We start from the raw sequence: 22,524 nt of genomic DNA on the forward strand, positions 1-22,524 counted from the left end.
TCACTCCTTCCGGTAGCTCAGACCGCCTCACCGTCACGCCTCTCTCCCCGCGCGGTTACGTACAAGCACTCATGGAGCCAGGCCCGGGATAGACGGGCCTCTGAAGACAGGTGACGGAAATGCGAACTGAGGCCGCCAAGCGGGTCGAGCTGGTCTTCTCCCTCTTCGACGCCAACGGCAACGGAGTCATCGACTCCGACGACTTCGACCTCATGACGGGCCGTGTTCTGGAGGCGGCCGTCGCATCGGACGACGACGCCAAGGCCGCGATCCGGGCCGCGTTCCGTCGCTACTGGACGACGCTGGCCACTGAACTGGACGCCAACGGCGACGGTGTGATCACGGTCGACGAGTTTCGTCCGTTCGTGCTCGACCCCGAGCGCTTCGGTCCCACGATCACCGAGTTCGCCCAGGCGCTCGCCGCACTGGGTGACCCCGACAAGGACGGCCTGATCGAGCGCCCGCTCTTCGCATCGCTGATGACGGCGATCGGCTTCGAGAAGGCGAACATCCACGCGCTCTTCGACGCCTTCGGCCCGGACGCCGAGGACCGCATCACCGTGGCCACGTGGGCCGCCGGCATCGAGGACTACTACGCGCCGGACCTGGCCGGGATCCCGGGCGACCAGCTGGTGGCTGCCCAGCCCGTCTGACACGGCCCGTCAGCGGCAGTCCGGGGAGGCGGGCCCTCGTTCGTCAAGGAGCCCCGCTCACCATTCCTCGGCTGCCGGGCGGTCGTTCCCGCCCCACGCGAAGCCCCCGGCCAGGTACGCGATCCCGGACCCCTGAGCGGGCGTCGTCGTGAGCGCGGCGGACGTCATGGCCGGGGCTTGTGCGCGAACACCCACCGGTTCCCCTCCAACGCGTCGTTCGGCTCGGGGAGGGGGCCGCGTCCGTGTCGACGGGTGAAGTCGAAGGGCGTGCGCGTCGAGGTGGTCCAGCCCTTGGCCGTCAGGTCGCCCGCGGAGTCGGGCCGTGGGCCGGTGTCGAAGAGGTGGAGCAGGTCGATGCCGATCTGTTCGCGCGTCGCCGTGTAGATCGTGCTGTCGCGGTACGCCAGCAGGTCCTTCTCCAGCTTGGCCTCGAAGGCCAGAGCACTGCCTCCGCCGGCCAGCCTGTCCACCGTGTCGATGAGGTTCGTCTCGGCGCTGCTCGGCAGGTAGAAGAGGAGACCCTCGGCCAGCCAGACGCTCGGCACGGCCGGATCGAAGCCGACGGTGGTCAGCGCGGTGGCCCAGTCCGCGCGCAGGTCGACCGGCACGGGTACGCGCTTCACCTTCGGGGCGGCCGACAGGTCCGTGAGCACCTGCTGCTTGAAGGCCAGCACGGCCGCTCTGTCGATCTCGAAGACCACCAGGTCGGACGGCCAGTCCAGCCGGAAGGCGCGGGTGTCCAACCCCGCGCCCAGCAGGACGACCTGACGGACGTCCGTGCGGACCGACCGGAGGAGGAAGTCGTCGAGGACCCTGGTCCGCAGACCGAAGTACCGGGCGAAGCGTCCCCACAACGGGTTGGCGTCCCCGTCCGGGACGTCCTCGATGCGTACCGGCCAGTCCGCGCACGCCGGGGCGGCGCGCACGAAGTGCTCCGCGTAGGCGTCCTGGGCCAGGCTGTCGTGGCGGTGGGTCTCGATCGCCCGTGCCGCGGCGACCAGGAGGGCGGTCAGGCCGACACCTCCGTCCACGCCTTCCACGTCTGTCTGCTGCGGCGCCGCGTCGGTCATGCTTCCTCCGTTGGCGGGAGTGGGGAGTACGGGGTGTCCGCTTGTCGGATGGGACGGTTCCGCGGTGCCGCGTGCCTCGTTCATCGGCTTGTCCTTTCCGGGAGCAGGACGGGTTTGACCACGCGGCCCGCGTCGCAGTCGCGTTCGGCCTCGTTGATGTCGGCCAGCGGGTAGGTGCGGATAAGCTGGTCGAAGGGGAAGCGGCCGGCCTGCCAGAGCCCGGTCAGCCGGGGTATCAGCAGTCCGGGTACGGCGTCCCCTTCGCAGATGTGGCGGATGCCGCGGCCTCGGTCGAGCGTGCCGGGTTCGAGCGGTAGCGCGGTGTGGAGGCGTGCCACCAGACCGAGGCTGCCGGTGGGGCGCAGTGCCTGGAGCGCGTGGTTGATGAGCGGGGCCGAGGCCGTGGTGTCCAGGGCGTACTGTGCGCCGCCGTCGGTGAGCCGTCGGATCCGTTCGGGCAGCCCGGTCGTTCCGGCCGGCAGCGGGATGGCGCCGAACCGTTCGGCCAGGGCGAGTCGTCGGGGATGCCGGTCGACGGCCACGGTCAGGACACCGGCGGCGGTGGCCGCCATCACCGCGGCCAGGCCCACGGCGCCGGCTCCGAGGACCGTCAGGGTGTCGCCGGGGCCCGCTCCGAAGGTGTTCAGCACGGCTCCGGCGCCGGTGAGGAAGCCGCATCCGAGGGGACCGAGCAGTTCGAGCGGCAGCGCGGGGTCGACCCGGACGGCGTTGCGGGCCGGGACGAGCGCGTACTCGGCGAACGAGGACTGGCCGAACCAGCGGGGGGCCAGTGCTTTCCCGGTCGCGTCCGTGAGTCGCGGCGGTTCCTCCTCGCGTCCTCCGAAGAGGTTGAGGGAGGCGAAGGAGTCGCAGTAGGCGGGGGCCGCGCCGCGGCAGTTCCGGCAGTGTCCGCAGGAGTCGAAGCTCAGCACCACGTGGTCACCCACGTCGATCGCGGCGTCGGGGCCGCTGCCCGTCCGCACCACGACCCCGGCACCCTCGTGGCCCAGGACGGCCGGTAGCGGGCTGCGGCCGGCGGAGTGCCGGACCGCGAGATCGGTCCGGCACATGCCGGCGCCCGCGATCTCGACGAGGATCTCGCCGGCGGCGGGTTCCGTCCGCAGGGTCACCTCCTCGACCGTGAACGGGTCCTCGTACGAGCGGAGCACGGCCGCCTGGAACCTCATCGTCACGCCTCCTGCGGGCGGTGGACGACGAACGGTTGGAGGTTGCCGTAGAGCCCCCACGGTCCGCCCGCGACGCCGACTCCGCTGTCCTTGACGCCGGCGAAGGGCTGACCGAGGGACAGTTCGGCATGGTGGTTGATCCAGGCCGTGCCGCATTCGAGCCGGTCGGCCACCGCCTCGGCCCGGTCGAGATCGGTGCCCCATACGGAGCCGCCGAGGCCGAAGCCGGTGCCGTTGGCCGCGTCGACGGCTTCGTCGAGGCTCCGGTACGGCAGGACCGGCAGAACCGGTCCGAACTGTTCCTCGGTCACCACCGGACTGCCGGGCGGGACGTCGGTGAGGATCGTGGGGGCGAAGAAGTAGCCCGGTCCGTCCAGCCGGTGGCCTCCGGTCGCCGCCCGGGCGCCGTCCGCCAGGGCATGCTCCGTGACCCGTTCGACCCGGGAGAGCTGCGGGAGGTTGTTGAGCGGTCCGAGTCGGGTCCCGGGGTCGAGGCCGGGCCCGACGGTGACGGACTTCGCGCGCTCGGCGAGGGCTTCGACGACCTCGGCGTGGAGTCCGGTGGGGACGTAGACGCGTTTGACCGCCATGCAGACCTGTCCGCAGTTGCGGAACGCGGCCCAGAACAGCCGGTCCGCGATCCGGTCCACGTCGACGTCGTCCAGCAGGACGGCGGCGTCGTTGCCGCCCAGCTCCAGGGTGACCCGGGCGAGCGAGGCCGCCGCGGCTCCGGCGACGGCCCGCCCGGTGGGCACCGAACCCGTGAAGGTGACGTGGCGGATGCCCGGGTGGGACGCGAGGCGGGCACCGAGGGGTTCACGGCCTGTGACGACGGTCAGTACGTCCCCGGGCAGGACGGTGGCGAGGACGGAGCCGAGCATCCGGGTGGCGAGCGGAGTGAACGGCGACGGTTTGAGGACCATGGTGTTGCCCGCCGCGAGCGCGGGCGCGAACTTCGCCGCCGCGAGCTGGAGGGGAAAGTTCCACGGCACGATCGCGGCGACGGGTCCGAGGGGGCGCCAGCGGACCTCGCTGTGTACGGGCCGGCCGTCGTCGATCCGGCGGGTCCGGGGGGCCAGGTCGGCGAAGTAGCGCAGCCGTGCCGCGGTACGGGCGACCTCCGCGTACGACTCGGCCAGGGGTTTGCCCTGTTCGCGGGTGAGCAACCGGGCCAGGTCGTCACCGGCCGTCTCCACGGCGTCGGCCGACGCCCGCAACGCGGCGGTACGGACGGCGGGGTCGGCGCGCCAGCCGTGCCAGGCTCGCTCGGCGCGTGCGAGTACGTCGTCCAACTCGCCCGGCTGCTGATCGGGGGCCTCGTCGAAGGCCTCCCCGGTGGCCGGGTCGACGACGGGGAAGCGTACGGCCCGGCCTCCGGGGTCGCGGCCGGCCTCGGGCGTCGGCATGCCGGCGGTCAGTTCGCGGTGGGGACGCCGACGGCGTGCTCCCGGGCCTGCCGGTCCATCTCCGCCCGGAAGGCGGCCACCAGATGCGGCTGGATCCGTCCGGCGTTGCGGTCGCCGCCCTCGCAGACCGCTCCCCGCACGCCCACGATGTCCGTGCCCATGCGGGTCAGCGGACCGAGGTCGGCCCCCGTGACACTGCCCGCCAGGGCCGCGAGCAGACCGGAGGCGTGGGCCAGCCGTACGAACTCGGCGCAGACCTCCGGAGGAACGTGGTCGAACAGCCGCGTCCCGTCCTTGATCGCGGTGTCGAGCATGGCCGCGTCGGCGCCGGAGCGGGCGGCGATGTCGGGCACGGCGAGCGGGTTGACGCAGCCGATGCGGTGGGCGTCGGCGTAGCCGGAGGCGACGACGAGCGCGTCGGGGCGGTGGTCCTTCACCGCTCGGACGACCGCGCGCATGACCTCGATGCCCTGGTCCGGCGTCGTGCATCCGTAGAGGCCGACCTTGATGTACGTGGCGCCGGAGACGACGGCGCCGAGTGCGGCCTGCGCCACCGTGCCGGGCTTGTACGGGACATCACCCACGGTGGCGGACACGGGCTTGTCCGCCGGTACCGCGTCGCGGATCTCCCTGATGACCCAGGGGAAGTTGGCGCCGAGCGAGCCCTCATCGGGCTTCTTGACGTCGACGATGTCGAGGTGCTCCGCCGCCTTGGCACAGTCGAGGGCTTCCTCGACGCTGTCCGGGGAGATGAGAAGCAACACCGTGAACTCCTTCTGTCGCATGTCCACCTGGCCGAGGGACAGGGGGTGCGGATCATCTGGTTCATGTGCGGTGCTCATCATTTCCACCACCTGCGGTCACCGGTAGGGCGCGCAGAGTATTCATGAGGGCGCTCACGCTCACGTGGGATGCGCCGTGCATACCGGGGAGAACCGGGACGCTGCGGGCGCGGCGACCCGGGGGGCCGGTTCCTGGCGCCCCAGGAAGGCCAGGGCTTCCACCGGCGCCGCTCTCTGGTTCCCAGCCGGCGACCACCAGCGTTCCGGGCATGGGAAAAGCCGTCCTCCCATGTGTGAGAGAACGGCTTCCGACCTGCGTAAACGCTGGTCGGGACGACAGGATTTGAACCTGCGACCCCTTGACCCCCAGTCAAGTGCGCTACCAAGCTGCGCCACGTCCCGGTGCGCGTCTCCGCCGGGTTTCCCCCGCGTCGGCGTGCAGGGAAAACACTACCTCACTCCGGAGGGCGGGATGACGCACGGGCTGTCACCGGGTCCGTGGCGGCGGGGTCGGCGCCGCAGGCGGCCGCCAGGGCCTTCGCCTCGGCGAGGGTGGTGGCGGAGCCCGTGGCGCGGGCGAGGTCCAGTCGGGCTCGGGCGTCCTCGTAGCGGGAGGGGGACGCCGCCAGGTGTTCGACGGCCCGGGTCAGGAGGCGGCGGGACTCCTCGGGCTCGGCGAACAGGGCCAGGCAGCGGAGGGCTTCGCCCAGGACGGTCGGGGTGCCGAGGCGTTCGGCGTGGGCGTGGGCCTCGGTGGCGATGCGGGCGGCGCGGTCCGGGTCCGTGGCGGCGAGGGCGCGGGCCAGGTCGAAGGGCCAGGGTGCCCAGAGGCCGTGGTGCCTGCCGCGGCCGGCCAGGGACTCCGCCGCCGCTTCGAGCGTGGCCACCGCCTCCTCGTGCCGGCCCTCGGCGAGCAGCAGCCGGCCGAGGACGCTGGGGCCGTCGGGCAGGACGATCGCGCCCGGCCAGGGCGGGCCGAAGGCGTAGCGGTCGGCGACGCTCCGTGCCTCGGCGGTACGGCCCCGGGCGACCAGGGTGTCGATGAGGAGGCAGGCGGTGTCCCAGTGGACGGGGAGTCCGGTGCCGACCCGGTCGGCGAGCCGGAGCCCTTCCTCCAGGTGGTGCTGCGCCCGGGGCAGGTCGCCGCGCCGTCGGTGGACCAGGCCGAGGAGGGTGTGGGCGAAGGCGAGGTGGGCGCCGCTCCAGCCGGAGATCTCGAAGGCGCGGACGGCTTCGCCGAACAGTGCCTCGGCCCGGTCGGGACGGTCGGAGAAGGCGTACGCGATGCCCGTGAGCGCCGGGATCTCGAAGCCCCAGGTGGTGTCGGTCCAGCCGAGTCCCCGGGCGGGTGCGCCGTCGACGAGGGTGCGGTCGCAGGGCCGTACGATCTCGTCGGCGGGTTCGCCCCGCATCATCCCGTCGAAGGCCCGTACGGCGACGAGGGCACGTTCGGAGTTGTCGGCGCAGGTGAAGTGCTCGGTGAGTTCGGCGAGACGGCGGGAGCGGCCCTGGCCGTCCTCCTCGGCGGCCTGGAAGCCCTCGAACATGAAGTGCGCGGCCTGGAGGCGTCGGCGGCCGGTGCCGGGCGAGGTCCGGGTCGCCGCCGCGCCGGCGGTCCTGGCCGCCTCCTGGAGCTGGTTGTCGTGGGCGAGGGCCTGGGCGAGCCGGTGGGTCGCGTCGATGCGCAGGGCGTCGTCGAGGCCGGGCAGTTCGAGCGCGGACCGCAGGTGGCGGACGGTGGCGCCGGGTGCGGTGAGCAGGGACGCGCAGCCGAGTTCGTAGAGGACCCTGGCGTACGTCTCCGGGCGCGGCGGCTCCGCGAGGGCCCGTCCCAGACAGCGGCGGGCGGCCTCGGGGGCTCCGACGGCGAGGTGCTCGACTGCGGCGGCCCGCAGTTGGCGGACGACGTCCTCGTCGTCGTCCGGGTGGACTTCGAGGAGGTGGCGCGAGACGGCGGCGGGGCCGAGGCCCGCCGCGGTGAGCGCCCAGGCGGCGCGCCCGTGCAGGGCGGTCCGGAAGGCGGGCGGCATGGATCCGTAGACGGCGGTCGCGATGAGCGGGTGCGCGAACTCCAGCCGGTCGGTGGAGGAGGGCGGCACCGCCTGCCTGGTCTGCACGATCCGGGCGTGGCGGAGCCGGTCGGTGTGTGCGGCGACCTCGGTCGGGGGCATGCCCGTGAGTTCCGCGAGGAGCTTCGGTGTGCTGTCGGAGTCGAGGACGGCGATGGCCCAGGCGAGGCGGGTGGGTCCGAGGCCGAGCGCTTCCAGGCGGGAGACGAGGCCTCCGCCGCGCGCGGCCGCGCCGAGGTCGCGGAGGAGCGCGGCCGATCCGGCGACGGGTTCCAGCATCCGGTCGCGGACCTTGGCGAGGAGTTCGACCGTCTCGTACGGGTTGCCGGAGGTCACGGTCCACAGTTCGTGGCAGAACGGTTCGTCCGCGTGCCCGCCGAGCACGTCACGGGCGAGTGCGGCGGTGGCGGCGGGCGTGAGGGCGTGCAGACCCAGGGTCAGGACGGCGCGGTCGCCGATGCCGGCGAGGGTGGCGGGCACCCCGGCGCCGTTCGGTTCCGTCGGCAGGTGGCGGTGGGCGAGGACGACGAGGGCGGGCAGCCGGCCTTCCCTCGGGATCCGTGTGAAGGTGTCGAGCCAGTCGAGGGATTCGGCGTCGGCCCACTGCGCGTCGTCCACGAGCAGCACCAGCGGCCGGTCCCGCAGCCGCTCCGCGAGCCGGTCCAGGAGCCTGGCGAGTCCGTCCCGTACGCCCTGGGGGTCGGCGGGCGCCGCCGAGGGCGGCGGCGCGAGACCGAGCGCGGGCGCGAGGAGGTCGAAGTGGCCCCCGAAGAGGTCGCGGACCTCCTCGGCGCCGAAGCCGTCGAGGGCGGGCTGGAGGAGCTGTCGGGCGAGGTGGAAGGGGACCGAGGTGAGGGTCTCGCCGCCTCGGGCGGTCAGGACGGTGCACCGGTCCTGGGCGGTGCGGCGTATCTCGGCCAGGAGCGCCGTCTTGCCGATTCCCGGCTCGCCGCGGTAGACGAGGATGCCGCCGCGCACGGGTCCGCCCGCCGTGGCCGCGGCGACGAGTTCGTCGACGGCGTGGACGGCGGCGGCGAGCTCGGGGCCGCGTTCGAGCAGCCCTTCGTTCCGTGCGGCGACGGACGCTGCCGCGCGGCCGGGACCTGCGGGGGTCTCGAAGGGCCTGACGGGCGGCGACTGTTCGGGTTCCGACGGCACCGGTGACTCACTCCCCACACGAGCAACTGCCTTGATGTGACCCGCGTGACCCACGCGGACCAGTGACCCACTGGATCGTTGAGCCTAGCGGTCCTGATCGTCGGAAGGGTGACAATGGACGGGTGAAGCGGACAGCGAGTGACCGTGGGAGAGACCGTGATGACGAGGGGCGGGCCCGCAGCGCGCGTCCCCGGGACGGTCTCGGCCGGCCCCTGCCGTACGGGGAGGAGGGTGTGCCCCGGCAGCCGGAGGGTGTGGTGCGCGGGCCGGCCGAGACCCTGCGGGAGGCGCAGCGGCTGTTGGACGCCGGAATGCCCTTCCACGCGCACGAGGTCTTCGAGGACGCCTGGAAGTCCGGCCCGGAGTCGGAGCGGGAGCTGTGGCAGGGCCTCGCGCAGCTCGCGGTGGGTCTGACGCATGCCGCCCGGGGCAACATCGCGGGCGGGGCGCGGCTGCTGCGCCGTGGCGCCGACCGCCTCGCGGGCGGGACGGTCGGGAGCGCGTCGGCCGGGAGCGGGTCGGCCGCCGGGGCGTACGGCATCGATGTCGGCGGGCTGGTGTCCTGGGCGCGGGAGTTGGCCGACCGTGCGGAGGCGGTGTCGGAGGGAACGGATGGTGCGGTGCTCGACGCCGTCGGCGAGGCGCCCCGGTTGTGCCGGGGGGCGTCCTGAGGGCGGTTACGTCCGGGCCGGGTCGAGGGCGCTCCGCAGCACCGCGGTGTGGGCGGCGGCCGGGTCCCTGGCGGCGGTCAGCAGGGTGACGGTCTGCCCGTTCGCGAGGTCCCGCAGCCGGTCGAGGGCGGCGGCGGCCTCGGGCGCGGCGAGTTCGGCCTCGTAACGGCGGCGGAACTCCTCGTACTCGCCGTCAGGCCCGTGGTACCAGTGGCGGAGTTCGGTCGACGGGGTGAGGGCTTTGGGCCACTCGTCGATGCGGGCGTCGGTCTTGCCGAGGCCGCGCGGCCAGAGCCGGTCGACGAGCACCCGCACGCCGTCGTCGGGCGACGGGGCCTCGTAGACCCGGCGGACACGGACGTCATGGCGGTGCGCGGGCATGGTCCCAGCGTGCCGGACGGGGCGGGCGGTGTCGTGGCGGTGGGGGCCGACCGGGGGGACATTGAGTGTCCCTGGTGTCAGGCTCCGGTGCGCAGGGCCGGGAGGAGGACGGCGTCGACGAAGCCGCGCATGGTCGACGCGTCGGTGAAGCGTTCTTCGAAGAGGCGCTCGACGCGGAGCATGCCCAGGAAGCAGGGCGCGACGAATCCGATCGCGGGGTTGTCGGCGTCGACCTCGCCCCGCTCGACCGCCCGCGCCACCACGGCGTCGATGGCCGCGACCTCCGGGGCGATGACGGTCTCGCGGAGCGCGGCGCGCAGGTCGGGGTGCTGGATGAAGGCCTGGGCGACGGCCTCCATGAGTTCGGCGTCGCGTTCGCGGTGGGACGCGGCGATACGGGCCGCCTCCCGCAGGTCCCCGGCCAGGGTGCCGGTGTCGATGCCGGCGAAGACGGTGCACCGGCGCTGGGCGAGCGCGGCGGTGACGAGCTGCGGTTTGGTGCCCCACTGACGGTAGAGCGTGGCCTTGCCGCACTTGGTGCGGGCCGCGACGCCCTCCATGGTGACGGAGTCGTAGCCGCCTTCGCGCAGGAGGCAGAGCACGGCGTCGTACAGCTCCGTCTCGCGCTCCGGCGTGATCTTGCTGCGGCGGGCTGCGGCGGTCGCGGCCTCTGTGGACATCGGTCCCTCCCGGACACCTGGTCGTGCACATACGAGAGTAGGGGGTGCACAATCGAGACGCAAACGTATCGAGACGCTTGCGTCTCGATGAAATCGGATCTAGGCTCACTCCGTTTGTTGCCGATGGGACGGATTTGAGGGCCGCGCGATGGCTGCCGGGATACGCGGGATACGAGGACCACGTCCTGCCGGAACGGGGCTGACGCCTACCCCGGGCCCCTCCGGGCACGGCGGCGGACGCGGCGACGGCAGCCCCGCACCGGCGGCGGAAGCGGGCGGAGAGCGCTCCGGCGAGTCCGCCAGACCGCCCCTGCTGCGCGAGCTCGCCCTCGTGACCGCGCTCTTCCTCGTCTACAAGTTCGGCCGCCTCTTCGCCAACGGCCACGAGACCCGCGCCTTCCGGAACGCCGACCGCGTCTGGGACGCCGAGCGCGCGCTCCACCTCCCCGGCGAGGGAACGATCCAGCAGTTGCTCCTGCACGGCGAACCACTGATCCGGGCGGCCAACACGTACTACGCGGCCGTCCACTTCCCCGCCACCCTCGCCTTCCTCGTCTGGCTCTACGTGCGCCGCCCCGCCCACTACGTGTGGTCGCGCCGCGTCCTCGCGCTCGTCACCGCCGCCGCCCTCGCGCTGCACCTGCTGATGCCGCTCGCCCCGCCCCGGATGCTCGCGGTCGGCGGACTCGTCGACACCGCCCGGATCTACGGACCCTCGGTGTACGGCGCGACGCCGGAGACGGACTCGATGGCGAACCAGTTCGCGGCCATGCCGTCGCTGCACTTCGGCTGGGCGCTCATGGTCGCGATCGGGCTCATCGCCGCCACCCGGTCCCGCCTCCGGTTCCTGTGGCTGCTCCACCCGCTGGTCACCCTGCTCGTCATCGTCGGCACCGCCAACCACTACTGGGCCGACGCGCTCGCCGCCGCCGCGCTCCTCGGCGCGGCGCTGCTGGTCGTACGCGCCCCCGGCCGCCGGACGGCGTCCCCGCCGGCACCCGTGCCGCACGCGCCCGGGGCGGCTTCTCTCCCGGCAGGAGCCTTCCGTTGAACGCCGCCGTCGGCACCGTCATCGCGGTTCTGCTCTCCCTCGTCTCCGCCGCCGGATACGCGCTCGCCGCCGTCGCCCAGTCCCGGCTCGCCGCCGCCTCCCCCGCCCAGGACGGGCCGGGGGCGCTGCGCTCGCTGCTCGCCCACGGACCGTGGTGGTCCGCGGTCGGCCTCAACGCCGCCGGAGCCCTCGCCCACGTCGCCGCCCTGCACTACGGGCCGCTGACCCTGGTCCAGCCGCTCGGGGCGCTGACGCTGGTGGCGGCGCTACCGCTGGGCGCGTACCACGCACGGCGCCGGGTGACCCGTACCGAATGGCGGGGAGCGCTGTGGACCCTGGCCGGGCTCGTCGGTCTGGTCGCCATGACCGGTCCTGCGGCTCCCGGCGAGGCACTCAGCCTGCGCGAGTCCCTGGCCGTCGCCGGGGCGACCGTGCTCCTGATCGCCGCGCTCGCCTCCGGCCGGTCGCACGGTCGCGAGGGCCGGTCGGATACCCGGGGCCGCAGCGGGCTCGGGCACGCCACCGCCTCCGGCATCGCCTCCGGGGTCGCGTCCGCGCTCACCCAGACCCTGACGGCCGCGTTCGCACACCGACTGCCGGGGGGCGCCCCCGCGTGGTGGCAGACCGCCCTCCTCGCGCTCCTCGTATCGGGCTTCGCCACGGGGGGACTCCTGCTCTCGCAGGCCGCCTACCGGGGTGGACTCGCCGCCCCGCTCGCCGTGGTCAACCTCTCCAATCCGGCGGCCGCCGCCGTGATCGGGGTGGCCCTGCTCGGCGAGACGTTCCGGGCGGGCGCCTGGGGCTGGCTCGTGGCGGCCGCCGCCTCCCTGGTCGCGGCCCGGGGCGTGGTCCTCCTGACGAAGGACGGCCCGGAGGGTGGACGGATCGCTGGACCGGAGCGAGGACAGGCGGACGACCCCACAGCCGAGCCCGCCCCGGAGCCCGGCGCCACGCGCGCGCGTGAGGGTCGGCGGACCCGAACGGTACCGCCGCGCTCCCTCGGGGGGCCCGACGCGGAAGCGGCCGTGGCCGCGGCCGTGGCCGTGGCCCGGGCGCATCCGGCGCTCTCCCCCGGTTCGGCCCGCGCCGAGCCGTCCCCCCGCCCGGCGCCGCCCCGGACCGAGCCGCTGCCCGTGACGGTCGGAGGCTGAGAGCGCTCGTTCCCGGCGGGGCGAGCACCCCCCCCAATTCGTCACCTTGACGACAAGCGAGATCACCCCCTATCGTCAGTTTGACGACAAGGGGGTTCCTCTCATGGCAGACATCACCCGCCGCGCCGGCTGGCGCCACCTGCGCTCCGCGCCCACCGCGCACATCCGCCACCAGCACCGCGGCCGGCTCGTGCACGACGGCGAGGGGCTGAGCTTCTGGTTCCGGCCGCTCACCGCCGCCCTCTCCGAGGTGCCGGTGAACGACCGCGAACTGGCGATGGCCTTCCACGCCCGTACCGCCGACTTCCAGGACGTGAGCGTCCAGTCCACCGTCACCTACCGGATCGGCGACCCGGCGGCCGCGGCCACCCGGCTCGACTTCTCCATCGACCCCGACACCGGCGCGTGGCGCGGCGCCCCGCTGGAGCAGATCGCCACCCTCCTCACCGAGACCGCCCAGCAGCACGCCCTCGACGTCCTGGCCCGTACCGCCCTCGCCGAGGCGCTCATGGACGGGGTGGCGGCGGTGCGGGACCGCGTGACGGCCGGACTGGCGGCCGAGCCCCGTCTCCCGTCCACCGGCATCGAGGTCGTCGCCGTCCGGGTGGTGGCCATCCGCCCCGAGCCCGAGGTCGAGCGCGCCCTGCGGACGCCCGCCCGGGAGCAGATCCAGCAGGAGGCCGACCGGGCCACGTACGAGCGACGAGCCGTCGCCGTGGAGCGCGAGCGCGCCATCGCGGAGAACGAGCTCGCCAGCAAGATCGAGCTGGCCCGGCAGGAGGAGCGGCTCGTCGAGCAGCGCGGCACCAACGCACGTCGCGAGGCCGAGGAGAACGCCGCCGCCGACGCGGTACGCGCCGAGGCCGAAGCCGTACGGAAGGTCCGTCTCGCCCGCGCCGAGGCCGAGGCGGCACGCGAGGTCGGGGTGGCGCGCGCCGGTGCGCAGTCCGCGTGGCTGCGGGCGCACACCGAGGTCGACGCCGCCACTCTGCACGCGCTCGCCGTGACGCACGCGGCCGAGAACCTGCCCCGGATCGAGCACCTGACGCTCTCGCCCGACGTCCTGACGGGACTGCTCGCCAAGCTGGGCGAGGGCGGGGCGCGGCCGTGAGCCTGGCGCCGCGCGCGGTGCTCGTGCACCGGACCACGGAGTACGAGGAGCTGCTCGCCCGGCACGGTACGCACGGCCAGGCCGCGTTCTTCCTCGCCGCGCGCGGCCGTTCGGTCGACCCGGTGCGCGAGCGGCACGAGCGCAGCCACCGGGCGCTCGCCGAGGTGGCGGGCGCGGTGCCGCTGACGTGGCGGCAGACCCGGGTGGAGCGGGCCGACCTGGACCGGTTCCTGTTCGGTCCGGAGGACGTGGTCGTGGTGGTCGGACAGGACGGCCTGGTGGCCAACGCGGCGAAGTACCTGGACGGGCAGCCGGTCATCGGGATCGACGCCGACCCCGGGCGCAACGCCGGCGTCCTGGTCCGCCACCGCGCGGACCGGGCGCGGCGGCTGCTGCCGTACGCGGTGGGTGCCGGGGCGACGGTCGACGAGCTGACGATGGTGGAGGCCGTCACCGACGACGCCCAGCGACTGCTCGCCCTGAACGAGATCTACGTCGGCCCCCGCGGCCACCAGACGGCGCGCTACACCCTCGACCTGGACGCGACGGCGGTGCCGCCCGAACCGCAGGCCTCGTCGGGGGTGCTGGTCGGTACCGGCACGGGGGCCACGGGGTGGCTGCGGTCGCTGTGGGAGCAGCGCTCCAGCGCGCTCGCGCTGCCGTCGCCGGTGGACGCCCGGCTCGCCTGGTTCGTCCGCGAGGCCTGGCCGTCGCCGACGACCGGGACGAGCCGGGTGGAGGGGCTCCTCGATCCGGGTCAGGGTCTGCGCCTCACGGTCGAGTCGGACCGCCTCGTCGCGTTCGGCGACGGGGTCGAGTCGGACGCCCTCGATCTGACGTGGGGCCAGACCGTCCGTCTCTCGGTGGCCGGTCCGCGGCTGCGTCTCGTCCACTGAGGAATGCCGGGAATGCCCCTTCCGGGCCCGAGGCCGGAATCGATCGCCCGTCAACCGGTCCGGCCCCGCGCGACGCTAAGCTCACCGCGCTTCCGCCCGGTGCTCCGGGTCGACCGTGCGCCGCGGCCGGTCCGCGTGATCACCGCGGCGGGACACCCGCCCCTGCCTGCCCCCGCCCGCCCCGGCCGTCGAAGGAATCCCCATGGTCTCCGTCTCCTCCGGCTCGCTGTCCGTCTCCCCGGCCTCGGCCCGGGACTGGGAGCTCGTGCGCTCCTGGGCAGCCGAGGAGGGGTGGAATCCCGGTCTCTCCGACGTGCGGGCGTTCTTCGCGCAGGACCCCGGGGGCTTCTTCCTCGGGCGGATCGACGGGGAGCCGGTATCCGCCATTTCCGTCGTCACCTACGACGACGCGTACGCGTTCCTCGGCTTCTATCTGGTCCGTCCCGGACTCCGTGGTCTCGGCCACGGTCTCGCCACCTGGCGGGCGGCCCTCGCCCACGCGGGCGACCGGTCCGTCGGGCTCGACGGGGTGCCGGCGCAGCAGGACAACTACCGCCGCTCGGGCTTCTCCACGGCGTACCGCACGGCGCGGTACGTGGGCGAGGTCCCCGCCCCCGACGGCCCCGTGCCCGGCGTGGTGGCCGCGTGGCGGGTCGATCCGGCCGTCCTCGGCGCGTACGACGGCGGCTGCCACCACGCCGACCGGCCGCGTTTCCTCGCGGCCTGGCTGACCACACCCGGCCACCGCGCGCTGGTGCGGGTCGTCGACGGGCGGGTGACGGGATACGGGGTGGTCCGGCCCGCGCAGGACGAGGCGCGCGTGGGGCCGCTGTTCGCCGACACGCCCGCCGACGCGGCCGCCCTGCTCGACGGGTTGGCCGCCGAGGCGCGGGACTTCGGCGCGGTCCGGATCGCGGTCGACATGCCGGAGTCCAACCCGGCGGCGGCGCGGCTCGCCGAGGAGCGGGGGCTGGAGCCGACGTTCGAGACGGCCAGGATGTACACGGGCCCGGTGCGGCCGGTGGCGCGCGAGCGTGTCTACGGTGTCACGACGCTCGAACTCGGCTAGGGCCCTTCGTTCGCATCAGACCCTGCTCCCTGATCCGGCCTGATCCGAACGAGCGGCATCAGGGACACGGCCCGGCCGACGGAGCCGACCCCACACCGCGAGGGTCGTCGGGGGCGGCCCGGCGTCGGAGAACCGGGGTGTCGGAGGAGAGGGACGCGCGCGGGGCGGTGCCCGTCGCCCCTCCCCCTCACCGACCCCCCGCAGGCCCCTGAGGGGTGACAAGGGTTTTCCCCGTATCGGGTTCACCCTCCCGTTCCCTACTGTCCTCCGCACCGGCAGATATCATCCTCCGAACGCACCCTGACAGGTGCATGAGGAGGGTGGCATCCGCCGGGGACGGCCTTGACCCGGGCCGTCGCGCCGGTGGCGGCGCACGGGCTCCCCAAGCCCAGGGACCGACGGACAGCGACCCCACTTCGCCCCGTGTGTCCCGCGCCGCCGCCACTGCTCCGCAGTTACGTCGTACTCGAAAGGGCCACACCTTGAACGGTTCCAGGCGGAGAGTCATATCCGTGGTCGCGAGCGCCGCCATCCTCGGCGCCGCTGCCACCACCTCCGGGGCGTTCGCCGCCGCCCCGGGCGCTGCCACCCCGAAGCCCGCGCCGGCTTCGCAGACGATGCGGGCGATCCCCAGCGCCCCGGTCGAGAAGGTCATCGTCACCTACAAGAGCCAGGCCGCCGAGGCCGGCTCCAACACCGCCGCGAAGAGCGACACGGCCGAGAAGGCCGCGAAGACGGGTGAGAAGCTCTCCTTCGAGCGTCGCCTCGCCGGCGGCGGCGCCCTGGTCGACCTGGGTGACAGCGCCACCAAGCAGGACCTGACGGAGGTCATGGACGCGTTCCGCGCCGACCCCGCCGTCGCCTCCGTGGAGCCCGACATCCGCGCCTACGCGATGGCGGCCACGCCGAACGACACCGACTACGCCAAGCAATGGGACCTCTTCGAGCCCACCGGCGGCATGAACGTTCCTGCAGCCTGGGACAAGACGACCGGCTCCGGCGTCACCGTCGCCGTCATCGACACCGGCTACGCCGCCCACTCGGACCTGGCGGCCAACGTCGTCTCCGGTTACGACTTCATCTCGGCCTCCGCCGACGCCCGCGACGGCAACGGCCGCGACGCGGACGCCAAGGACGAGGGCGACTGGAACGCCACCGACAACGAGTGCGGCACCGGCTCCAAGGCCTCCAACTCCTCCTGGCACGGCACCCACGTGGCCGGCACCATCGGCGCCGTCACCAACAACACCAAGGGCATCGCGGGCATCGCGTACAACGCGAAGATCCAGCCCGTGCGGGTGCTCGGCAAGTGCGGCGGCTCGTCCTCCGACATCGCCGACGCCATCACCTGGGCCTCCGGCGGCACCGTGCCCGGCGTCCCGGCCAACGCGAACCCGGCGAAGGTCATCAACCTGAGCCTGGGCGGCGCCAGCGCCACCTGCCCGAGCGTCTACCAGACCGCGATCAACGGCGCCGTCTCGCGCGGCACCACCGTCGTCGTCGCCGCGGGCAACAGCAACGCCAACACCTCCGGGTTCACGCCCGCGAACTGCTCGAACGTCATCACCGTGGCGTCGACCAGCCGTGAGGGCAACCGGTCGTTCTACTCCAACTACGGCACCCTCGTGGACGTGGCCGCTCCCGGCGGCGAGACCCGTCGCGCCACCGACACGCCCGGTACCGTCACCACCCCCGAGAACGGCATCCACTCCACGCTGAACTCGGGTTCGACGACCCAGTCGGGCGAGAACTACAAGCCCTACCAGGGCACCTCGATGGCGGCGCCGCACATCGCCGGCCTCGCCGCCCTTCTGAAGTCGGCCAAGAGCACCCTCACCCCGGCCCAGATCGAATCCGCGATCAAGACCAACGCCCGCCCGCTGCCCGGCACCTGCACCGGCGGCTGCGGCACCGGTATCGCCGACACGGCGAAGACCGTCGACGCCGTCACCGGCACCACCCCGCCGCCGGCCGGCAACGTCTTCACCAACGACGCCGACGTCACGATCGCCGACAACACCACCGTGTCGTCCTCGATCGCCGTCACCGGCCGCACCGGCAACGCCCCCGCCGCCCTCAAGGTCGGTGTGGACATCAAGCACACCTGGCGCGGGGACCTGGTCATCGACCTGGTCGCCCCCGACGGCACGGTGCGCAACCTCAAGGCCTCCTCTTCCTCGGACAGCGCCGACAACGTCCTGACCACGTACACGGTCGACGCGTCGAGCGAGGTCGCCAACGGCACCTGGAAGCTCCAGGTCCGCGATGTGGCCTCGGGTGACACCGGCTACATCAACTCGTGGAGCCTCACCTTCTAAGGCACCACCGCTCCCTCACAGACCCACCCCCCACAACAGCATCACTGCTGGTCAGCGGCGCGCTCGTGGTCTACACCACGGGCGCGTCCTGGCGTTCGGCCGCACCGCTCCGCCGGGGTGCCCTGTCCGTATGCCGGACAAGGGGCCTGGACTCCGCCCGATGGCTCCGTATTCTCTGCCCACGGGGCTCTTGGGCCGGGGGGCCCGGAGCGGCGGAGGTGGTGGACAGTGACGACAGCCCCGTATGCCGCCGTGCGCCCTGCGGGCGCGGGGGCACCCCTGGCGCCGGTGGGCCGCGAGGAACTCCTCTGCCGGCTGGAACGCGCCCTGCACACCCGGGGCCGCGCCCTGCTCACCGGACCCGTCGGCGTCGGCAAGACCGAACTGGCGCTCGCCGAGGCCGGCCGCGCCGAGGCGCGCGGCGAGACCGTGCTGTGGCTGGCGACCCTGCCGTCCGACCGCGAGATACCGGGCGCCTCCGCCGCCGCGCTCGTGGCCTCGGTGGCGGCCACGGTGGCCTGGCCGGACCTCGGCATCAGCCGGCCCGAGGCGGCCTGCTGGGTCTTCGACGAACTGCCCGGCCCCCAGCGCACCGCCGTCGCCATGCTCTGCCGCGAGGCACCGCTCGACGCGGGCGGCTGGGACCCGATCGCGCTCCGCCTCGGCATCGCCCAGATCCTGCGCACGCTCACCGGCCGCGGCCCCGTCCTCCTCGTCGTCGACGGCGTGCAGCACGTCGACGCGGACAGCGCGGACCTGCTGCGGTTCGCCTTCCACCTGGCACCGCCCGCGCTGCGCGTGGTAGCCGTCGAGACCCCGGAACCGTACGGCGAGGCCAAGGAGCCCCACCGCCCCGAGGACCCCCACGCCACCCACCTCTGGGTGCCGTCCGAGGCGGACGTGCTGCTCGTCCCCCCGCTCCAGGCCGACGAGATCGCCGAGCTCCTCATCCACCACCGGCTCCCCTCCCGGATGGCCGGCCGCATCCACCGCGCCAGCGGCGGCAACCCCCGGCTCGCCCTCGCCGTGGGCCGCTCGCTCGCCGACGCGCGGACCCCCGTGCACCACGCGGAGGCGCTGACGCTCTCCGGGCGGGCCCGCGACCTCGCCCGCCAGCTCCTGGGCGCCGCACCCCTCGCCGTACGCGAGACGCTGCTGCTCGCCGCCCTGGCGCTGCGCCCCTCGTCCACGCTGGTACGGCGGGCCGGGCGGCCCAACGCCGAGGCGGACCTCGCGGCGGCCGAACGGGCCGGACTCGTGTCGCTCGCCGAGGACGGCTCGGTCACCTTCACCGCCGGTCTGCTGCCCTCCACCCTGGTGCACGACGCCTGCTGGGCCGAGCGCAGCGCCGGGCACGCGGCGCTCGCCGAGGTCGTGGACGACACCGTCGAGGCGGTACGCCACCGGGCGCTCGCCACCGACAGTCCCGACGAGGACCTCGCCGCCGAGGTCGCGGCCGCCGCCGACCTGGCCCGGAGGCGCGGGAACAGCGCCCTCGCCGCCGAACTCGCCCTGCTCGCCGCCGAGTCGACGCCCGGCCGGCACGGCACACGGCGGATCGCGCGGCTCGTCGACGCCGCCGAGGAGGCCGCCCGCGCCGCCCGCGCCGACCTCGCGATGCGGGCCGCCACCGATCTGCTCGCCCGCGACGCGGCTCCCTCCGACCGGGTCAGGGCGCGGCTCGCCGTACTCGACACGGCGGGCCAGGGTCTGACCGGTCTCGACGAGATGTACGTCCACGCCATGGAGGACTCCGAGGGGGACACCGCGCTGCGGGCGGCCGTCCAGCTCAGGTTGGCCGTCAAGTACGTCCTGGCGGACGGCGATCCGCAGCGCTCCCGTGCGGCCGCCGTCGAATCGGCCGCGCTCGCCGCCTCCATGGGCGATCCGCGTACGGCCGCGCAGGCCCTGACCGTACAGGCCCGGATGGAACGGGCCCTGGGGTCCCCGGACGCGGAGGCGGTGCTCGCGCAGGCCCGTGGCCTGGAGCTGGCCGAGCGCCCGCTCGGGATCCGCAACGCGGCCCAGATCCTGACGATTCGTCACGCCCTCTTCGACGACCGGCTCACGGACGCCCGCGACGAGCTGAACGCGCTCCTCCCCCTGGTGCAGCGGCGCGGCTCGGTGGAGGACGCCATCGAGCTGTTCGCCACGCTCGCCGCGATCGAGTCCCGCAGGGGCGCGTGCCCCGCGGCCCTCGCGCACGCGGGGCAGGCCCTCGCGCTGACCCTGGAGGCGGGCCTCTCCCCCGGACCCGCCTGGTACACCCTCGCGCTCGCCGAGACGGCCGGCGGCAGCTTCGCCCGGGCGGCGAGCTACGCCCGGCGCAGCATCCAGGCCTCGGAGGAGGAGGGCGACCGGGTCTTCCTCTCCCGCAGCCGGTACGCGCTCGGCCGGGTCCAGCTGATCAACGGGGACGTCGCCGCCGCCCTGGAGACACTGCGGCGCGTCCAGGCCGACGAGCGCGCCCAGTCGACCGTGGACCCCTCCATGCTGCGCTGGCACGAGGAGCTCGCCGAGGCGCTGCTCGCCCAGGACTCCGGCGACGAGGCGCTCGCGGTGCTCGACGAGGTACGGCCGGTGGCCGCCCGGCTCGGACGCTCCACGGTCCTCCTGGGCTGCGACCGGGCGTACGCCCTGTGGCTCGCGGCCGAGGGCCGGACGGACGAGGCGGTCGAACTGCTCACCCGCACGGCCGAGGCCTTCGGGCGGGCCGGGCTGCCCCTGGAGCGGGGCCGGGCCCTGATCGCGCTCGCCCGGGTGGAGCGCCGAAGACGCCGGAGGTCGGCGGCGCAGAGCGCGCTGCACACGGCGGCGTCGGTGTTCGAACGGGCCGGGGCGGCTCCCTGGCTGGCCCTGGCGAGCGAGACCCCGGCGGGCACGGCGGGCGAGACCTCCGGCGGCGGCTCCGGGGGCGAAGAGGCGCCGGCGGCGCTCTCGACGCTGACGGAGGCGGAACTGCGCCTCGCCCGCCTGGTGAGCCAGGGAGCAAGCAACCAGGAGGCGGCCGCGAAGCTGTACCTGAGCGTGAAGACGGTCGAGGCGCGGCTCACCCGGATCTACCAGAAGCTCGACGTCCGCTCCCGAGCCCAACTGGCGACCGCGCTCCGACCGTGAACGACGCCCCGCACGGGGCGGGGGGCCGACGGGCGGAGGTCCGCCCCGCCGCCCCGTACGGGACCGGCTTCGGCGGACGTGCTGCCGCCGCTACGTACGGGACCGGCCCGGGCAAGAGCGCCCCCGCCGCCACGTACGGGACCGGGTACGCCGGGACCGGCCCCGCCCGTACCCCGCGGCCCGCCCCGTACGGACCCCTCGGCCGCGCTCAGCCCTTCGCCGCGCCGAACCACTCGGTCAGTCGGCCGCGCAATTCCTCCTGGTCCTCACCGACCCACGCCACATGACCGTCGGGCCGCAGCAGCACGGCCGGCACGTCCAGTTCCTCGCCCGTGTCGACGACGTGGTCGACCCGGTCCGCCCAGCCCTCGACGGAGAGCCGCCCGGTCCGGTCGAGGAGGAGCCCCCGGCCGCCGCGCATCAGCTCGTAGAGCCTCCCCTCCTTCAGTTCGACGTCCCGCATCCGCAGGCCGAGCAGTTCGTGCCCCTCGCCCAGGTCGTAGCGGACGTCGACGGCGGTGATCATCCCCGTCACGTAGCGGTTGACCTCCTCGAAGTCCATCAGCTTCGAGAACAGCTCCCGCAGCGCCGTGGCACCCGCGTCGGCGCCGAGCAGCATCATCTGCGCGCGGGTGTTCTCCACCACGCGGGCGCCCGCCGGGTGGCGTTCGGCCTCGTAGGTGTCGAGCAGCCCCTCGGGGGCCCAGCCGTCGACCGCGGCGGCCAGCTTCCAGCCGAGGTTGAACGCGTCCTGGATGCCGAGGTTCATGCCCTGCCCGCCGGTCGGCGGATGGATGTGCGCCGCGTCGCCGGCGAGGAACACCCGGCCCACCCGGTAGCGCTCGGCCTGGCGGGTGGCGTCGCCGAACCGGGAGAGCCAGCGCGGTGAGTGCACGCCGAAGTCGGTGCCGGCGAAGGCCCGCAGCTGCTGCCTGAACTCGTCGAGGGTCGGGGCGGCCCGGTCCTCCGACACCCCGTCGGCGGGCACGACGATGCGGAAGACGCCGTTCTCCCCGGGGACGACGCCGAACCGCATCTGGGTCTTGCGGACCTCCTCGACGACGGCGGTGATCGTCGCCTGGTCCGCGGTCACCTCCATGTCACCGAGGAGTGTCTCCACCGTGGCGGGCTCGCCGGGGAAGTCGACGCCGATCAGCTTGCGTACGGTGCTTCGGCCGCCGTCGCACCCGACGAGGTGGCGCGAGCGCAGCCGCGTGCCGTCCGCCAGCTCGACGCTCACCCCGTCCTCGTCCTGGCTCAGTCCGACGACTTCGCAGCCGCGCCGGATCTCGGTGCCGAGTTCCCGCGCGCGCTCGTCGAGCAGCCGCTCGGTGACCGGCTGCGGAGTGGCGAGGCCGTACGGGTGGGCCGTGTCCAGGCTCTCGGGCCACGGCTTCATGATGCCGCCGAAGAGGCCGCCGACCTGGAACTTCTCGCTGACCGCGAGGAACCGGTCGAGCATCCCGCGCTGGTCCATCATCTCCACGCTGCGCGCGTGCAGGCCCTGGCCCCGGGACTCGCCGCTCGGCTCGTCCCGCTTCTCCAGCACGACCACGTCCACGTCGTGCAGCCGCAGTTCGGCCGCCAGCATGAGACCGGTCGGTCCGCCGCCGACCACGATCACGTCATACATTCAAGAGCCCCGTTCGATGAACTGCCAGAGTCACTGGCTTCGAGCGGAGATTCTGCAACACGACGGGGGCCTTGCGGCAAGGCCCCCTGTGCGCTATACGTTGAGAGTGGCAAGGAGTGGT

Annotated in this window: 17 protein-coding genes and 1 tRNA gene; 9 read left to right on the top strand and 9 right to left on the bottom strand. The window is 74.0% G+C overall.

Translation table 11 applies throughout. From position 1 onward, the window contains the following. Positions 1-119 precede the first annotated feature (119 nt). Entirely contained in the window at positions 120-653 is a 534-nt protein-coding gene (locus ACFWV2_RS07440) for an EF-hand domain-containing protein (protein ID WP_384403068.1), read from the top strand. Between the two features lie 164 nt (positions 654-817). Here the strand turns inward: ACFWV2_RS07440 and ACFWV2_RS07445 are convergent, their stop codons facing one another. The 6 genes from ACFWV2_RS07445 to ACFWV2_RS07470 form a co-directional block, all read right to left on the bottom strand. Further along, positions 818-1,723 carry a class I SAM-dependent methyltransferase gene (locus ACFWV2_RS07445; RefSeq protein WP_384403071.1) on the bottom strand — a complete coding sequence of 302 codons (906 nt, stop codon included), beginning with the start codon at positions 1,721-1,723 and terminating at the stop codon, positions 818-820. Positions 1,724-1,803: 80 nt separating this feature from the next. Beyond that, the gene (locus ACFWV2_RS07450) at positions 1,804-2,910 is read right to left on the bottom strand and encodes an NAD(P)-dependent alcohol dehydrogenase (protein ID WP_384403074.1); all 1,107 of its coding nucleotides are present in this window, start codon (positions 2,908-2,910) and stop codon (positions 1,804-1,806) included. Positions 2,911-2,912: 2 nt separating this feature from the next. Further along, positions 2,913-4,316: an aldehyde dehydrogenase family protein gene (locus ACFWV2_RS07455; RefSeq protein ID WP_384403077.1), complete on the bottom strand. Its 1,404-nt coding sequence runs from the start codon at positions 4,314-4,316 to the stop codon at positions 2,913-2,915. A gap of 8 nt (positions 4,317-4,324) precedes the next feature. After that, the gene (locus ACFWV2_RS07460) at positions 4,325-5,080 is read right to left on the bottom strand and encodes a (5-formylfuran-3-yl)methyl phosphate synthase (RefSeq protein ID WP_384403286.1); all 756 of its coding nucleotides are present in this window, start codon (positions 5,078-5,080) and stop codon (positions 4,325-4,327) included. 343 nt (positions 5,081-5,423) lie between these two features. Next, positions 5,424-5,500, bottom strand: a tRNA-Pro gene (locus ACFWV2_RS07465). 53 nt (positions 5,501-5,553) lie between these two features. After that, positions 5,554-8,226: an AAA family ATPase gene (locus tag ACFWV2_RS07470; RefSeq protein ID WP_384403289.1), complete on the bottom strand. Its 2,673-nt coding sequence runs from the start codon at positions 8,224-8,226 to the stop codon at positions 5,554-5,556. Positions 8,227-8,447: 221 nt separating this feature from the next. On the opposite strand from ACFWV2_RS07470, the gene ACFWV2_RS07475 reads away from it, so the two are divergent. Then, positions 8,448-8,996 (top strand): DUF309 domain-containing protein, encoded by a 549-nt coding sequence (locus ACFWV2_RS07475; RefSeq protein WP_384403080.1) that lies wholly within the window; start codon positions 8,448-8,450, stop codon positions 8,994-8,996. A 6-nt stretch (positions 8,997-9,002) separates the two neighbouring features. On the opposite strand, the gene ACFWV2_RS07480 is transcribed toward ACFWV2_RS07475, so the two are convergent. Both ACFWV2_RS07480 and ACFWV2_RS07485 read right to left on the bottom strand, forming a co-directional pair. Continuing rightward, positions 9,003-9,377: a DUF488 domain-containing protein gene (locus ACFWV2_RS07480; protein WP_384403083.1), complete on the bottom strand. Its 375-nt coding sequence runs from the start codon at positions 9,375-9,377 to the stop codon at positions 9,003-9,005. 77 nt (positions 9,378-9,454) lie between these two features. Next, positions 9,455-10,057 (bottom strand): TetR/AcrR family transcriptional regulator, encoded by a 603-nt coding sequence (locus tag ACFWV2_RS07485; RefSeq protein ID WP_384403086.1) that lies wholly within the window; start codon positions 10,055-10,057, stop codon positions 9,455-9,457. A 199-nt stretch (positions 10,058-10,256) separates the two neighbouring features. On the opposite strand from ACFWV2_RS07485, the gene ACFWV2_RS07490 reads away from it, so the two are divergent. From ACFWV2_RS07490 to ACFWV2_RS07520, 7 genes are all read left to right on the top strand, one after another. Next, a complete protein-coding gene (locus tag ACFWV2_RS07490) occupies positions 10,257-11,108 on the top strand; it encodes a phosphatase PAP2 family protein (protein WP_384403292.1) in 852 nt (283 codons plus the stop codon). Next, complete coding sequence (locus ACFWV2_RS07495; RefSeq protein ID WP_384403088.1) at positions 11,105-12,259, top strand: DMT family transporter; 1,155 nt, start codon at positions 11,105-11,107, stop codon at positions 12,257-12,259. Before ACFWV2_RS07490 ends, ACFWV2_RS07495 begins: the two co-directional genes overlap by 4 nt. 103 nt (positions 12,260-12,362) lie before the next feature. After that, positions 12,363-13,370 carry an SPFH domain-containing protein gene (locus ACFWV2_RS07500; RefSeq protein WP_384403091.1) on the top strand — a complete coding sequence of 336 codons (1,008 nt, stop codon included), beginning with the start codon at positions 12,363-12,365 and terminating at the stop codon, positions 13,368-13,370. After that, positions 13,367-14,266, top strand: coding sequence for a hypothetical protein (locus tag ACFWV2_RS07505; RefSeq protein WP_384403094.1), 900 nt, complete (start codon positions 13,367-13,369; stop codon positions 14,264-14,266). The genes ACFWV2_RS07500 and ACFWV2_RS07505 overlap by 4 nt, the downstream gene beginning before the upstream one ends. Positions 14,267-14,468: 202 nt before the next feature. Further along, positions 14,469-15,335 (top strand): GNAT family N-acetyltransferase, encoded by an 867-nt coding sequence (locus ACFWV2_RS07510; RefSeq protein ID WP_384403097.1) that lies wholly within the window; start codon positions 14,469-14,471, stop codon positions 15,333-15,335. Between the two features lie 512 nt (positions 15,336-15,847). Then, on the top strand, positions 15,848-17,653 hold the full coding sequence (locus ACFWV2_RS07515) for a S8 family serine peptidase (protein ID WP_384403100.1): 1,806 nt from the start codon (positions 15,848-15,850) through the stop codon (positions 17,651-17,653). Between the two features lie 228 nt (positions 17,654-17,881). Beyond that, positions 17,882-20,770: a LuxR C-terminal-related transcriptional regulator gene (locus ACFWV2_RS07520; protein WP_384403102.1), complete on the top strand. Its 2,889-nt coding sequence runs from the start codon at positions 17,882-17,884 to the stop codon at positions 20,768-20,770. 208 nt (positions 20,771-20,978) lie between these two features. Here ACFWV2_RS07520 and rox read toward each other — a convergent pair whose 3' ends face one another. Then, positions 20,979-22,403, bottom strand: coding sequence for a rifampin monooxygenase (gene rox, locus ACFWV2_RS07525; protein WP_384403105.1), 1,425 nt, complete (start codon positions 22,401-22,403; stop codon positions 20,979-20,981). Between the last annotated feature and the right edge of the window lie 121 nt (positions 22,404-22,524).

Origin of the sequence: Streptomyces sp. NPDC058671, from assembly GCF_042716475.1 — a bacterium.
Taxonomy (GTDB): domain Bacteria; phylum Actinomycetota; class Actinomycetes; order Streptomycetales; family Streptomycetaceae; genus Streptomyces.